Source organism: Rhodococcus sp. P4_B6 (assembly GCF_056402215.1).
In genome coordinates, this window is the sequence record NZ_JBFUHV010000028.1 from 1 (window position 1) to 15,124 (window position 15,124).

Annotated in this window: 6 protein-coding genes and 1 pseudogene; 5 read left to right on the forward strand and 2 right to left on the reverse strand. The window is 68.0% G+C overall.

The window, feature by feature from the left end; genetic code table 11:
- The 3 genes and pseudogenes from AC1DWT_RS16045 to AC1DWT_RS16055 form a co-directional block, all read left to right on the forward strand.
- Positions 1 to 214: pseudogene (locus AC1DWT_RS16045) on the forward strand (aspartate aminotransferase family protein); the annotation flags it as partial.
- Positions 211 to 1,704: a gamma-aminobutyraldehyde dehydrogenase gene (locus tag AC1DWT_RS16050; protein ID WP_477921334.1), complete on the forward strand. Its 1,494-nt coding sequence runs from the start codon at positions 211 to 213 to the stop codon at positions 1,702 to 1,704. The pseudogene AC1DWT_RS16045 and the gene AC1DWT_RS16050, both read left to right, overlap by 4 nt.
- A gap of 123 nt (positions 1,705 to 1,827) precedes the next feature.
- Positions 1,828 to 3,018, forward strand: a complete 1,191-nt coding sequence (locus tag AC1DWT_RS16055; protein WP_072937493.1) for a TerC family protein — start codon at positions 1,828 to 1,830, stop codon at positions 3,016 to 3,018.
- Positions 3,019 to 3,115: 97 nt separating this feature from the next.
- On the opposite strand, the gene AC1DWT_RS16060 is transcribed toward AC1DWT_RS16055, so the two are convergent.
- On the reverse strand, positions 3,116 to 3,559 hold the full coding sequence (locus AC1DWT_RS16060; RefSeq protein ID WP_072937494.1) for an SPW repeat protein: 444 nt from the start codon (positions 3,557 to 3,559) through the stop codon (positions 3,116 to 3,118).
- Between the two features lie 176 nt (positions 3,560 to 3,735).
- Here AC1DWT_RS16060 and AC1DWT_RS16065 point away from each other — a divergent pair, with 176 nt between their 5' ends.
- Together AC1DWT_RS16065 and AC1DWT_RS16070 are read left to right on the forward strand one after the other, a co-directional pair.
- Positions 3,736 to 3,894 (forward strand): hypothetical protein, encoded by a 159-nt coding sequence (locus AC1DWT_RS16065; protein ID WP_167372168.1) that lies wholly within the window; start codon positions 3,736 to 3,738, stop codon positions 3,892 to 3,894.
- Between the two features lie 42 nt (positions 3,895 to 3,936).
- The gene (locus AC1DWT_RS16070) at positions 3,937 to 4,248 is read left to right on the forward strand and encodes a hypothetical protein (RefSeq protein WP_276140222.1); all 312 of its coding nucleotides are present in this window, start codon (positions 3,937 to 3,939) and stop codon (positions 4,246 to 4,248) included.
- A gap of 22 nt (positions 4,249 to 4,270) precedes the next feature.
- On the opposite strand, the gene AC1DWT_RS16075 is transcribed toward AC1DWT_RS16070, so the two are convergent.
- Positions 4,271 to 15,085, reverse strand: coding sequence for an amino acid adenylation domain-containing protein (locus AC1DWT_RS16075; RefSeq protein WP_477921337.1), 10,815 nt, complete (start codon positions 15,083 to 15,085; stop codon positions 4,271 to 4,273).
- Positions 15,086 to 15,124: the final 39 nt, after the last annotated feature.

Sequence of the window (15,124 nt, forward strand, 5' to 3'; positions counted from 1 at the left end):
CACGAAGGAGTCGTTCAGCGACGCCGAGGCCGAGCGGATCCTGCACGGGTTCCTCTCCACCGCCCTGTTCGACGCCGGCCTGTACTGCCGGGCCGACGACCGCGGCGACCCGGTCATCCAACTCGCACCGCCGTTGATCTGTGGGCAAACCGAATTCGACGAAATGGAACGCATCCTGCGCGGCGTCCTCACCGAAGCCTGGAATCTGCTGTGAACCACCAGGACCTTCCCGGGCTGTACGTCGGCGGCCGCTACCGGGACGGCGCAGCGTCCGAACGGTACGAGGTGCTCGATCCGGCCACCGGTGAGGTGATCTCGTCGCGCCCCGAGGCCTCGGTCGACGAGGTCGACGACGCGGTCGCCACCGCGAAAGCCGCGTACGCGCAATGGTCCACGACGAGCCCGGGCGAGCGTTCCACCGTCCTGACGCGGTGGGCCGCCGAACTCACCGAGATGTCCGACGACCTCGCGTCCACCGAAACCCGGCAGACGGGCAAGCCGATCAAGTTGTCGACCGAGTTCGACGTCCCCGGGTCGATCGACAACGTGTCGTTCTTCGCCGGCGCGGCCCGCAATCTGGAGGGAAAGGCGTCGGGTGAGTACTCGCCCGACCACACGTCCAGCATCCGCCGGGAACCCGTCGGGGTGATCGGGTCGATCTCGCCGTGGAACTATCCGCTGCAGATGGCGGCGTGGAAGATCCTGCCCGCCGTCGCCGCAGGCAACACCATCGTGCTCAAACCCGCGGAGATCACTCCCCTGACGTCGCTGCTGTTCGCCGAGGCGGCGACCCGGGCCGGACTGCCGGACGGCGTCGTCAACGTCATCACCGGCCGCGGCGCGACCACCGGTTCGGCGCTGGTGTCGCACCGGGACGTGAGCATGGTCAGCTTCACCGGATCGACTCCCGTGGGACGGCAGATCGCGGCCGCCGCGGCCGGCAAGCGGCTGCACCTGGAACTGGGCGGGAAGGCCCCGTTCATCGTGTTCGACGACGCCGACCTCGAGGCGGCGATCAACGGGGCCGTCGCCGGTGCCCTCATCAACTCGGGCCAGGACTGCACCGCGGCCACCCGCGCCTACGTGCAGCGTCCGCTGTTCGACGACTTCGTCGCCGGCGTCGCCTCGCTCATGGACACCGTCCGCCTCGGCGACCCGTCCGATCCCGGCACCGACATGGGTCCGTTGGTGTCGCGGCGGCAGCAGCAGCACGTCGCCGGGTTCGTCGACCGCGCCCGCGACACCGGGGCGAAGATAGTGCGCGGCGGTGCCGTCCCCGGCGGCGACCTCGCGTCCGGCTTCTACTACGAGCCGACGCTCGTCGTGGGCGCCGACCAGTCGAGTGAGATCGTGCAGCGCGAGATCTTCGGCCCCGTCCTCGTCGTCCTGCCGTTCGAAAACGATGCGGACGGCATCGCGTTGGCCAACGACACCGACTTCGGGCTGGCGGCGTCGGCGTGGACGCGGGACCTGTACCGGGCGCAAACCGCCTCCCGCGACATCGCCGCGGGCTGCGTGTGGATCAACGACCACATCCCCATCATCAGCGAAATGCCCCACGGCGGGTACAAGGCATCCGGTTACGGCAAGGACATGTCGACGTACTCGCTCGACGAGTACACGAACGTCAAGCACGTCATGTCCGACATCACCGGAACCGCCAGGAAGGACTGGCACCGGACGGTGTTCGGCGACCGAAACTGAGCCCGATCGCCGGGGCGGCAGCAACTGTGCCGCCCCGGCGACCGCGCCGGTTCTGCCAAGTCGCGCCGTGCGCGGGACTACGCTGACGGGCAGAGCGTTCGCTTCGACGGAGAGGCAGAAACGGTGCATGTAACTCCCTTCGCCTGGATTCTGACGATCGTGGTGATCGTCGCGCTGCTCGCGTTCGACTACTTCTTCCACGTCCGCCACGCGCACATCCCGACGCTGAAGGAAGCGGCGATCTGGTCGTCGATCTACGTCGGACTCGCGCTGCTCTTCGGTGTCGCCGTCCTGATCTTCGGCGGCGTCGACATGGGCACGGAGTACTTCGCCGGCTACGTCACGGAGAAGGCACTGTCCGTCGACAACCTCTTCGTCTTCCTCATCATCATCTCCAGCTTCCGGGTGCCGCGGGAAGACCAGCAGAAAGTGCTGCTGTTCGGCATCGTGTTCTCGATCTTCGCCCGGACGGGGTTCATCTTCCTCGGCGCCGCGCTCATCAACTCGTTCGCGTGGGTGTTCTACTTCTTCGGCCTCATCCTGCTGATCACCGCCGGCAACCTGCTGCGACCCGAAACCGAGGACTCGCACTCGGCCGACAACTTCATCATCCGCATCGCGAAGAAATTCATGCACACCACCGAGCAGTACGACGGCGACAAGCTGTTCACCGTCGAGAACGGCAAGCGGATGATGACGCCGATGCTGCTGGTGATGGTGGCGATCGGCGGCACCGACCTCCTGTTCGCCCTCGACTCCATCCCCGCGATCTTCGGTCTCACCCAGAACGTCTTCGTCGTCTTCACCGCCACCGTGTTCTCGCTGATGGGCCTGCGGCAGCTGTACTTCCTGCTCGACGGTCTCCTCGACCGCCTCATCTACCTGTCGTACGGACTCGCGGCGATCCTCGCGTTCATCGGGGTCAAGCTGATCCTGCACGCACTGCACGAGAACAACCTGCCGTTCATCAACAGCGGCGAACCGGTAAACGTCATCGAGATCAGCACATTCGTGTCACTGGGCGTCATCATCGGCATCCTCGTGATCACCGTGATCGCGTCGCTCGCCAGCAAGAAAGGCAGGGCGCAGTCCACCATCGCCGGCGCCCGGCGGCACGCCGTCAACTACCTCGACCTCGACTACACCGCCGACCTCGCCGAGCGCGAACGCATGTACGACAGGTTGATCAACGAGGAAGAACAACTCAAGAAGCTCGACCCGAAATTCAAGAAGATGGTCCGCGAGGAAACCGCACTCCTGGACCTCATCAAACGCGCCCACGGAGAGCACGACGCGTTCCTCAAGCAGAACTAGCCGAACGCGGGACCAGCTGAACGCAGTCGAAGCGCCCACCGGATCCGGCGGGCGCTTCTTCGGCTCGTGCCCCATCCCCATGCGGGCACGTGCGTGTCTACCTCCTCCTCATCCTCATGCCGCCGTCCGCCATACCCATGGCGGTGATACCGAGACCCAGCAGACACACGACGATGCCGCAGACCACGTTCGACCAGATCATTCCCGCCGTGGTGGTTACTCCGACGACCAGCCACGGGCTGACGATCATCCACAGTCCGAGCAGCGGCGCGACGAATGCCATGCCGTGCGTGCGTGAGTAGGCCGACGTGAAACCGACGGCAAGCAGTGCCACCGCAATACCCGACAGCAAGTTGCACATCGCCAGCCCAGACTGGCTTGCGAACCCGACAATCCACGGCGACGCCGCCATGTACAGGCCTGCCATGAACATCAGGCCCTCGGTGACCTGTGTCATCGGCTGTTCCGAGACTCGGTCGTAGCGAGCCCGCAACTCGGCGATATCAGGGTGTCTCTCGATCGACATACCTGGTGTCGTCATCACCCACCTCCTTGAAAAAGAGAACCAATCCCTATCGAGGGGGTGCCCCGAACTCGCTACGGCAAACCGGCGATGACCAGGTAATTTTTCCGAATTTCCGCTACCGACCAGTCCCCACGGACGGCGGCGCATCCGACGCCCTTGGGCACGCGTCCGGGGGCGGGCATACTCGATGTGTGTGGTGGATTGCCTGGGTCCTGCTCGCGTGGATAGCACTGTCGGTGCCGCTCGCGATCCTCATCGGGAAAGCGATACGGCAGAAAGACCTGCACGAACTGCCCGCCAAAGAGGACGCGACAAGTAAGAACGACCCTCCCGACCGTACGGTTGCCTGACGCGCCGTGCGCGATCCCGATGCAGCTTGGAAGAATGACGGGATGGCGCTGCCCTTCTATCCACTCGTGTTCATGAACTTCCTGTTCGCGGCGACCACACTGTGCCTTGCACGCCCCTCCAGCCTGACCGCAGGCGCCACCGTCGTCGCCGCGGTGGTCTGGATCTTCGGCAACGGCCCGCTCGAGGGCCAGGTGCTCTGGGAATTCGACGCCACCCACGGCCTCACGGTGTCCGATCTCCTGTCCGTTGCGGCGCTCGCGATCGCCGTATGGACGTTCGCGACCACCGGCGACCGCCCGTGGGTGCGGCGAACCACGCGGCGCCGCAGGAAGCTACTTCGTTCCCGGTACTGAGCGGCCGTCTGCGACTGTCGAGCTATCTGCGCCTCAACGCCGATCCGACCACCCGCAGCACGCGAGGTGACGTCATGTGCCAGTGCGCGCTGTCGACGGTGCGGTTCCGGACGGCGCCCGTCACATGGGGCGCCCAACTCGTGGCCGCCGCCGATCCCGTCGGATCGTCGCGACCCGCGGTGAAGAACGCGATGTCGCCACGAAAGACCCCGGGGGTGTGGTGGTCCAGCAACGCGCACGTGTGCGCCGCACTCTCGATAAGCACCCCGATCTGGTCGCGGCCGAGAACGGCCATGGGCCCACCCGCCGCGGTGGCCAGCAGGTCTACCGCGGATTCGGGTGCCATGTCCGCGACGGCCGCCGGCACATCGCCCTCGACACCGATTCCCGCAAGCAGGTCGCTCACGCTCAGCGGCATCTCGGTGTCCCTCGAGGCCGGTTGCTGCGCGTAACTGTCGAGCATCACGACGGTCGCCACTTCCTCACCCGCAGCCTGCAGTTGCACCGCGACGGCATGCGCGAGGACGCCGCCGAGCGACCAGCCCAGCAGGTCGTACGGACCGTCGGTCTGGATCCGGCGGATCTCCTGCACATACCTCGCGGCGAGGCCGTCGATCGACGTCGGCGGCGTGTCCTCGCCCGCGATCGCCGGTGACTGCAGGCCGTAGATCGGCCGATCGGGATCGATCCGGGACGTCAGACCGGTGTAGCACCAGGCGAGTCCCACGATCGGGTGGATGCAGAACAGTGGGCGCCCCTCCCCCGCAGTCCTGATGGGGAACACCACGTCGAGCGCCCCGTCCCGTTCCGGGTCGGCTGAGCACATGCGGGCGGCGATCGAACTCGGCGTCGGATCCGTCATCACCGTCTGCAGCGACACCGCAACACCCGTGGACGCCTGGAGGGCACGCACCACCCGCACCGCCGTGAGGGAGTTTCCGCCCAGCTCGAAGAAATTGTCGTCCGCACCCACTCTTTCGACGCCCAGCAGCTCACCGAAGACTGTGGCCACCGCGATCTCTGTGTCCGTGCTCGGGGCGCGAAAGGCGCGGGGTTCGAAGCGTGGTTTCGGGAGCGCACGCCGGTCGAGTTTGCCGGCCGACGCCAACGGCAGCTCGTCCAGAATCATGATCTGCGACGGCACGATGTACGACGGGAGCCGTTCTCGCGCAGAGGCCGTCACGTCGTGAGTATCGATCTGCAGTCCCTGCTCGGCGACGACGTAACCGACGAGGTGGTCACCGCCCCGTTCGTCGGAGACCAGTGCCACGGCTGCCCGGGACACACCCGCGGCCGCCTCCAGCACCGCCTCGACCTCCCGCAGTTCGATTCGCAGTCCACGCAGCTTGACCTGGAGATCGGTGCGGCCCAGATACACCAGCTGACCCTCACGGGCCCATTTCACGCGATCACCGGTGCGGTAGAGGCGGGTTCCCTGCCGCCCGAAGGGATCGGCCACGAAGCGTTCCGCGGTGAGCGCGCTCCGCCCCACATAGCCGCGGGCCACTTGCTCGCCACCGAGGTAGAGCTCACCGGCAACCCCCACCGGGACCGGACGAAGCCGCGCGTCCAGCACGTACGCCTGGGTGTTCCGCACCGGCGCACCGATCGGCACCCGCGCCTCCACGGATTCGCGCAGCTCGAACGCGGTCGTGGTGATCGCCGCCTCGGTGGGACCATACGTATTGTGGAATGCGCCCGGCCGCAGAGCGATCACGTCCTCCGCCAGCTCGGCCGGCATCTCCTCGCCGCCCACATACAGGTGCCGCAGCGAGGACAGTGTCTCCCCCTCGCCCGTCGCGAGGAACGCGGCCAGCACCGACGGCACGAAATGCATCATCGTGATCCGGTGTTCGCGGATCATGGCGGCCAGATAGTCGAGTTCACGATGCCCGCCGGGGCGCGTCACCACCAGCCGGGCACCCACGACCAGGGGCAGGAAGACCTCCCACACGGACACGTCGAAGGTGTACGGCGCCTTGAGAATTCCGCCATCGTTCGCGGTGACCCCGTACTCCTCGGTCAGCCAGCGCAGCTGATTCACGATCGCGGCGTGACTGACCGTCACACCCTTGGGTCGGCCCGTGGATCCCGACGTGAACAGAACGTAGGCCGTGTTCTGCGGCCGCAGCGGGCGCACCCGGTCGGCATCGCGGATCGGGTGCGCATCGAACCCGGACAGATCGACGGTGTCGACGTCGACGTGCGCGACGCCGGGCGGCAGGCAGCCGCGCGTCCACGAGGTGGTGAGCACCAGATCGGGTGCCGCGGAGTCCAGCACGTCCGCGATACGCCCGGCCGGGTGTTCGGGGTCGATCGGCACATAGCCGCCGCCGGCGCGGAGGACGGCACACATCCCGACGATCATCTCCGTCGACCGTTCGAACACGAGCGCCACGAGGGAGTCCGGGCCCGTTCCCCGCTCCACGAGCAGCCGCGCGAGGCGGTTGGCCCGCGCGTCGAGTTCGCCGTACGTCAGCACTTCGTCCTCGAACGCGACGGCGACCGCGCCCGGGGTGCGGACCACCTGGGCATCGAGGAGATCCACCAGAGTCGCCGTGTCCGACGCCGCGTCCGTCGCATTCCACGTCTTCAGCATCCGGGCCGTCTCGTCGCCCGTCAGCAGCGACACGTCGCAGACCTGTTGCCCCGGTTGCGTTGCGAACGCCTCGACGACGCGGATCACACTCCGCGCAAACCGTTCCGCCGTCTCGGAGTCGAACAGTTCGGTGGAGTACGTGAGGCTCCCGGCGATGCCGGCAGGGGCACCGTTCGCGTTGTAGTTGTCCGAGAGCGAGAAGTCGAGGTCGAACTTGGTGACGTGCGCGTCGATCTCGAGCGGCGCGAGGGTCAGACCCGGCAGTTCCAGTACCGCCGGCGCCTGATTCTGGAACGCGAGCATGACCTGAAAGAGGGACGAATACGATTGGGAACGAACCGGGTTCAGAATCTCGACCAGACGCTCGAACGGCACGTCCGCGTGCGCCATCGCATCCAGATCGGTCTGACGAACCTGTTCCAGCACGTCGAGGAGGGAGGCGCCGGGATCGATCTCCGTCCGCAGCACCAGCGTGTTGACGAACATGCCGACCACGTCGTCGAGCACCCGCTCACCGCGGCCCGCGACCGGTGTGCCGATCACGATGTCCGAGGTTCCCGTCACCCGTGCCAGCAACACCGACAGAGCGGCGTGTACCACCATGAACAGTGTCGTATTGTGCTGCTGCGCAATCTCACCGAGACGGCGATGGGTGTCGGCGTCGATGGCCACCGGCGCGGCGGCACCCCGATGGGTACGCACCGCCGGGCGAGGGCGATCGGTCGGCAGTTCGAGGAATTCGGGGATCCCCGCGAGCGTGCGCGTCCAGTAGTCGAACTGGGTCGCCGCCAGAGAGTCCGGGTCGTGTTCGTCGCCCAGCACCTCCCGCTGCCACAGCGCGAAGTCGGCGTACTGAACCTCGAGCGGCGCCCACCCGGGGCTTTCCCCCCGCGTCCGCGCCAGATACGCCGTCGCCACGTCCCGGCCCAGCGGTGCCATCGAGACGCCGTCCGCACTGATGTGGTGCACCACGACGACCACGATCAGTTCGTGTTCGCTGACCTGCAGAAGTCGCGCTCGGATCGGGACCGAGGCCGAGACGTCGAATCCCCGGGCGAGGACGGAAAGCACGTGAGCGTCCACGACGTCCGCCGTGACGGTCATCGGGGAGAGGTCCAGTTCGACGCGTTCTGCGGGCAACACGACCTGCACCGGTTCGCCGTCGTGTTCCGGGAACACGGTTCGCAGCGATTCGTGCCGTTCCAGCACGTCGCGCAGCGCCTGCTGCAGGGCGGGCACGTTCAGGTCTYCGGTCACCCGAACGGCCAGCGGGATGTTGTACGCCGGGGACGCCGGGTCGAAGCGGCTCAGGAACCACATCCGCTGCTGCGCAGGCGACAGGGGAACATGTTCCGGACGGGGCCGCTGCGACAGGACCGGACGGTTGCCCGTGCCGAGCAGCGTAGACACCTCCTCGGCCAGCGCTTCCACCGTCGGTGCCTCGAACAGCATCCGGACCGGCACGTGCGCGTTCAACGCCTCACCCAACCGCGCGGCCGCCTGCGTCGCGATCAGCGAGTTGCCGCCCAGCGCGAAGAATTCGTCGTCCAGCCCGACCTGCTCCACGGCGAGAACCTCGGCGAACACGGCGACGACGGTCTCCTGCACCGCCGACTCGGGTGCCCGGAAGACCCGCGACTCGAGTACCGGCGCCGGCAGCGCCTTCACGTCGATCTTGCCCGAGGGGTTCAGGGGAAACGCGTCGAGCACCACGATTGCGGACGGCACCAGGTACGACGGCAACACGTCTTCGAGTCTCTTGCGCAACAACTCCACATCGAGGGAACCGCGGGGCACGACGTACGACACCAATGCGTCGGCTCCTGCCGCGTTGGGCCGTGCCACCGTGATCGCACCGTCGACCTCGGCGACCCGGCTGATCACCGCGTCGACCTCCCCCGGTTCGATGCGGACACCACGAATCTTCACCTGGCGGTCCACTCGCGCGATGAACTGCAGATTGCCGTCGGCGCGGCGATGCACCAGGTCGCCGGTGCGGTACATGCGGACACCGCCTGCCGCCGCGACGAAACGCACCGCGGACCGCCCGGGGTCGCCGACGTAGCCGCGGGCCAGCCCGGAACCGGACAGGTACAGTTCGCCGATCGCACCGACGGGAACCGGGCGTAGCCGGTCGTCGAGGACTTGGCCGGTGGTGCCGGAAATCGGCCCGCCGATGGTCACGTGGCCGTCGACCGCGGCAAGGGTGGCCACGACGGTCGACTCCGTCGGCCCGTAGGCGTTGAGCATCCGCCGGCCGTCGCTCCACGCCGCGGCGAGATCCGGATGCAGCGCCTCGCCGCCGACCGCGACGACTTCGATGTGCTCGAGCCCGTCCACACTCAGCGACGACAGCACCGCCGGCGTCGACAGGTAATGGCTCACCCGGTGTTTCACAAGTACCCGCTGCAGATCCGGTCCCGCATACACCTCGGCGGGGGCGACCACCAGGCAGGCACCGGAACCGAACGCGAGCAGCGCCTCCAGGAGCGCGGCGTCGAACGTGGGGTTGTAGGCGTGGAGCACCCGCGAGTCCGGCGCGACCCGGTACCGGCGCACCGCTTCCCCGGTCAGCGAGGACACCCCGCGGTGCGGCACCATCACGCCCTTGGGCGTCCCGGTGGAGCCCGACGTGTAGATGACGTACGCCAACTCGTCCGGATGCACCGGAACATGCACCGGCGGAGCCCCGTTCAGATAGTCGCCCGCCGTGACCGGCAGCCACGTGATCCGGGAACCGCCCACCGACATCGCCCCGACCCCGATGCACACGTCGGCCTCGGTCAGCACCCGTTCCAGACGTTCCGCCGGATGCGTCGGATCCACCGGGACGAAGGCGGCACCGGTCTTGGTGATGGCCCACAGTGCGATCATGAAGTCCACCGATCGCGGCAGGGCGAGCGCGATCACGCGGCCCGGGCGCGCACCCGCGTCGATCAGGACGCGCGCGAGCGAATCGGAGCGTGCGTCGAGGTCACGGTAGGTGAGGGTCACGGTGCCGTCGGAGAGCGCCTGCGCGTCCGGGAAGTCGCGGGCGGTGCCGGTGAGAATGTCGGACAGCGTTCTCGGTGCCGACGGTTCGCCGCCGTCGAGGATTGCGCCGGCAGCGAGGCCGATGCTGCCCACTTCGATCCCGGGACGGTCGGTGCCCGCGGCCAGGACATCCACGAACAACTCGGCCAGCGACCGGACGGTGGCGGCGTCGAACAGCGACGGCGTGTAGGTGACCACACCGTCCACTCCGGCGGGATCGTGATCCGACCAGCGCTCCGAGTACGTGAACGCCAGATCGAACGGCGTCGGAACGGTGCCGTTCTCGGACGTCGGCGTGAGCGCGAGCGACACCTGCGGCCGCTCGCCACCGAGCAGGTCGGCGAGTGCCTCGAACGGCACGTCCGCGTGCTGGAACGCCGCAACGTCGAAGCTCCGGACCTGCTCGAGGACCTCGAGAAACGACATGGCGGGGGTGACGCGGGTCCGCAACGCCACCGTGTTCGCCCGGTCTCCCGTCAGCCCCGCCTCGCCGCCGATCACGATGTCCCGGTGAACACCGATGCGGGCGAGAAGGATTGCGAGAGTGGCCCGCAGCACCGTGAACAGCGTCACGCCCTGTTCGCGCGCCAGCCGTGCGGCGGCCTCGTGGCGATCGGAGTCGATCGAGAACTCGTGCACGCAGTCCGACGGAGACGCAATTCCCCCGACCATCCGGTCCGTGGGCACCGGCGACGACGAACCGACGCCGCGCAGCGCCCGCTGCCACCGTGCGAGGCTGCTGTCGCCGGACGAGCGGGGCAGCCGCTCCAGTCGTCCGTCGACGTACCGCCCCCGGTCCCCGGTGYGGTACATCCGCACTCCCCCGGCGTCCCCCGTACCCGTCGGCACGAACGGGTCGGCCACGAACCGTCCGGCGGTACTCGGGGGCCGACGGTGAAATCCCCGGGCCACCTGCTGGCCTCCCACATACAGTTCCCCGACCGTCCCGGGCGGGACGGGTCGCAACGCCCTGTCCAGCACGTAGACGCGGGACCCGGCGTCGAGGTAGGTGGGTTGCGCGGGCCCGCGCTCTCCGCGGCGGGGCCCCACCGTTCCACCCTCGACGAGTGGCGCCCACAGGTCGGCGACGACGCCGTCGCCGTCGTTGCCCGACCGCACCCGCGCCAGGACATTCGCGTGGGTCACCGCGACCGGTTCCGAGCCCACGGGGCAGAGCACGTAGGCGACCCGGCCCGGGTGGATCGGTCCCGGTTCCGATGCCGTGACGTCGAGTGCGCCGTCTTCGCCGAACTCGACGTCGTCCAGCAGGACGGTCGGGTACCCGCCGTGCGGAATCGCGTCGGCGTCGGCACGACTGATCAGCAACAGGGTGGGCACCACGTCGGCCAGCAGGTATCGAATGCGTTCGGTCGGGTGGTCGGGGCTCAGGGGCAGGCAGGTCGCGCCCGACCGCAGTACGGCAATGTGGGCGACCACGCTGTCGACCGGATTCGACAGTCCGACAGCGACGATGCTCGAATCTCCGATCCCGGAGCCGTTCAGTGCCCGCGCCAGATCGGCGGACCGGCGGTCGACCTCGGCATAGGAGACTGCCTTCCCACCGCACGTGACGGCGACGGCGTCCGGGCTGTCGGTAACGCGCCGGCGGAAGACCTCGGACAGCGACGCGACGTCGTGCGCAGAATCCTGCGTTCCCCCGACTGCCAGGGCCCGCTCTTCCGGTGTCAGCAGGTCGATCGCGCTGAGCGCCACGCCAGGGTTCTCGGCGACCACCACGAGGAGTCGGTGTAGCCGCCGGGCCCACTGCTCCACCGTCCGCCGCTCGAAACGGTGCGCCGCGTAGCGCAACACCCCCTCGAACCGGTCGCCGTCGAGTCGGCCACGCAGCGTCACCACCAGATCCAGGCCGTCGAACTCCCGTTCCGGCTCCGCGTCCACCGACAGCATCACCTGGAAGGGCGGGTGACGACCGGCCGAAAGTTCTTGCCCGGCAACGTCGACCACGTGCGTGAACGGCACGTCGCCGTGCGCTCGGGCGGCCTGCTCGACGCGGTGCGACTCCAGCAGGAACTCGTCGAACGTCAATTGCGGATCGAGTCTGCTGCGCAGCACCAGCGGCTCGCAGTCGTCGCCGGTGTGGCCGTCCGGGAGGACCGCTCCGATGGCGAGGTCGTCCGCACCGCTCACGACGGACAGCAACACCGCGACCACGGCGTGGACGATCGTGAACGGTGAGACCGCCTGTTCGGCCGCCAGTTCGTGCACCCGCCGGCACAGGGCGGGCTCCACGGCGAACGGAACCCGGCCGCTGAACGCCCCGGCATCGTCCGAGACGTCACGGGCTTCCGGCAGCGACAACGGCGGCAGGCATTCGAGTTGCCTTTTCCAGTAACGCAACTCGTGGTCGTACGGCGCCGGAACAGGCAACGCGGATCGATCGACCTTGCCGCTCGGCGTGAGCGGCACGGCATCGAGGACGGTGACCGTCGACGGCACCATGTACGCCGGCAGTCGCTCGGCCACTCCGGCGAGCACGTCGTCGGGGTCCAGGCCGGTGCCGTGAACATAGCCGTCCACTGCCAACTCGCCGTTCCGGTCGTGGGCCACCGCGATCGCCGTGTCGACTCCCGGATGCCGGCCGAGAACGGCAGTGATCTCGCCCAATTCGACCCGGAATCCGCGGATCTTCACCTGATCGTCGGCACGGTCGACGAATTCCAGCTCGTGGTTCTTCGACCACCGCACGAGATCGCCGGTCCGATACATGCGCTGCAGGTCGGTCGTGAACGGGTTCGCGACGAAACGTGTCGCGCTCGCACCCGGCCGCTCGAGGTATCCGCGACCCACCCCGGGACCGGACAGATACAGCTCGCCCACCACCCCTGCCGGCACGGGCTGCAGGAAGCGGTCCAGCACGACCGCCGACACTCCCTCGATCGGTCGCCCGATCGTGGGACGGGAGCCGGGGACCAGCGGTTCGGTGGCCGTTGCCCACACGGTGACCTCCGTCGGCCCGTACAGGTTCAGGACCGTGCGGTCGACGCCCCACCGCGCCGCCAGTTCCGGCGGGCAGACCTCACCTGCTACGGCGAGTACCTCGAGGTCGGGCAGTCCGGCCGGGTCCATCTGTGCCGGGATGGCCGGTGTCGTGGTCCAGTGGGTGATTCGCTCACGGCGCAGCAGGTCGGCCATGGCCTTTCCTCCGCGCACCGGCGGCGGCGCGATCACCAACGTGGCGCCCGCGGTAACCGCGACCAGCAGTTCGTGTATCGAGGCGTCGTAGGAGGGCGACGCGCACATCAGCACCCGCGACCGGGAATCCGCCGCGTAGAGACGCCGCACTGCGGCCGCGTGATTCGCAAGTCCTCGGTGCGGCATCGTGATTCCGCGCGGCGCCCCCACCGAGCCGGACGTGTAGATGACGTAGGCGGCGTTGTCCAGCCTGACGGGATGTGCCAATTCCGCATCGGCGACCGGTGTGCCGTCCCCCGGGGCGTCGGCGACGTCCACCCAGCGGACACCCGTGGGCACCACCCCCGGATCGACGGCGACGGCGATGGTGACGCCGGATTCGTCGATCATGTGCGCGATGCGTTCGGCGGGATAGTCCGGGTCCACCGGGACGAACGCCGCACCACACCGCGCGACGGCCCACACCGCCACCACCTGTTCGATCGAGCGCGGCAGCATCAGCGCAACGCGGTTGCCGACGCCGACCCCTTGTGCGAGCAGTCTGCGGGCGAGCCGATTCGATCGCTCGTGCAGAGCGCGGTAGGTCATCTCGACGTCGCCGCAGCGGACCGCGACCGTGTCGGAATCCGCTGTCAGGTCCAGCAAGTCCGGAAGTTTGAGCGGGTCCGCCGACGCAGGACCGTCGAGAGGGATCAGCGCGTCGAGTTCGTTTCGGACGAGCAGCGGCAGGCTACCCACGGCCGCGTCGGCGTCGGCGCCCACGAATCCACCCAGATAGTCCAGAAATCTCGCGTGGTGGCCCGCGAGTTCTTCTCGCTCGTACACGGCGGGGTTGCCCTCGAAGTCCACGCGGACGTTCTGCCCGGCCGCACCGGGATAGATCGCCACCGCGAGGTCGTCGACCGGACCGGCCGTGAGAACGTTCAATTCGCCGAGTACGTCACCCCACCACGTCTCGGTGTGAAACATCATGATGTTGACCATCGGCCCGAAGCCGCGGCCGACGCGCGACGTCGACCGCATGTCGTGGAGTATGTCTTCGTAGCGGAAACGCTGGTGCCGCAGCGCACCGGTGAGTTCCAGTTGGACACGACGCACCAGGTCGTGTGTGGTCCCGCGTGGATCCACCTCGATCCGGAGTGGAACGATGTTGGCCACGCTGCCACCCGAACGGCGCGCGCCCGCGGTGGTGCGGGCCGACACCGGAAGACTCAGCACGACATCCGAATTGCCTGTCATCCGCGCGAGGAATGCCGCGAACGCCGCGACCACGATCGGCACCTCGAACGAATTCCACTCCTGCGCGAGCGCTTTCAGCTCGTCGACGACGACCGGGTCCATCACCTCGCTGGCGAGCAACGACACCGCCGACGGGGCGCTGTCCCGGTCGGTCAATCGGGACGGCTCGGGCAGGTCCTTCGTTCGTTCGGACCAGTACTCGCGGTCGATCTCGAAGCGGCGGGACCGCGGGTACGCATCCTCGGATTCGTACAGTTCCCGCAGCGGCACGGCCTTCGACGCGGGAGCCTCCGTGCGATCCACCGCATGCGTGTACAGCTCGGCCACCCGGTTCATCAGCACCATGGCGCCGTAGCCGTCGAGGATYAGATGGTGCGCGAACGTGGTGAGGAAGTAGTGGTCGCCGCCGACGTGCAGCAGGGTCGCGGAGATCAGGCGATCCCGGTACACCGACATGGGCCTGCGGCGGCGCTCGTCCATCCACCGGTGCGCCTGGGCCACCGGATCTTCGTGGGACCGCAAGTCGATGTACGCGAGTTCGTCGTCGATCGTCTCGTCCGCCAACTGGTACGGCTCACCCGCGTGGTCGACGACCCGCACACCGGGTGACTCGATGTCGAACGAGCCTTGCTCGGACGCCCATTTCAACGCGCCGACGTCCACCGGCCCACGGAGCTCGACGTACTGCGCGACGAGTATGGGAACGGACGGGTCCAACTGCTGCGCGAACCACAACCCCTTTTGGGCATGCGAGAGCGGGAAGGCACGCGAATCGAGTTCACCTGCAGCCTTACGCGGGAACCCCGAGCCCACTATCCGTCCCCCCGATCTACCACTTGCCGAACGGCCCGA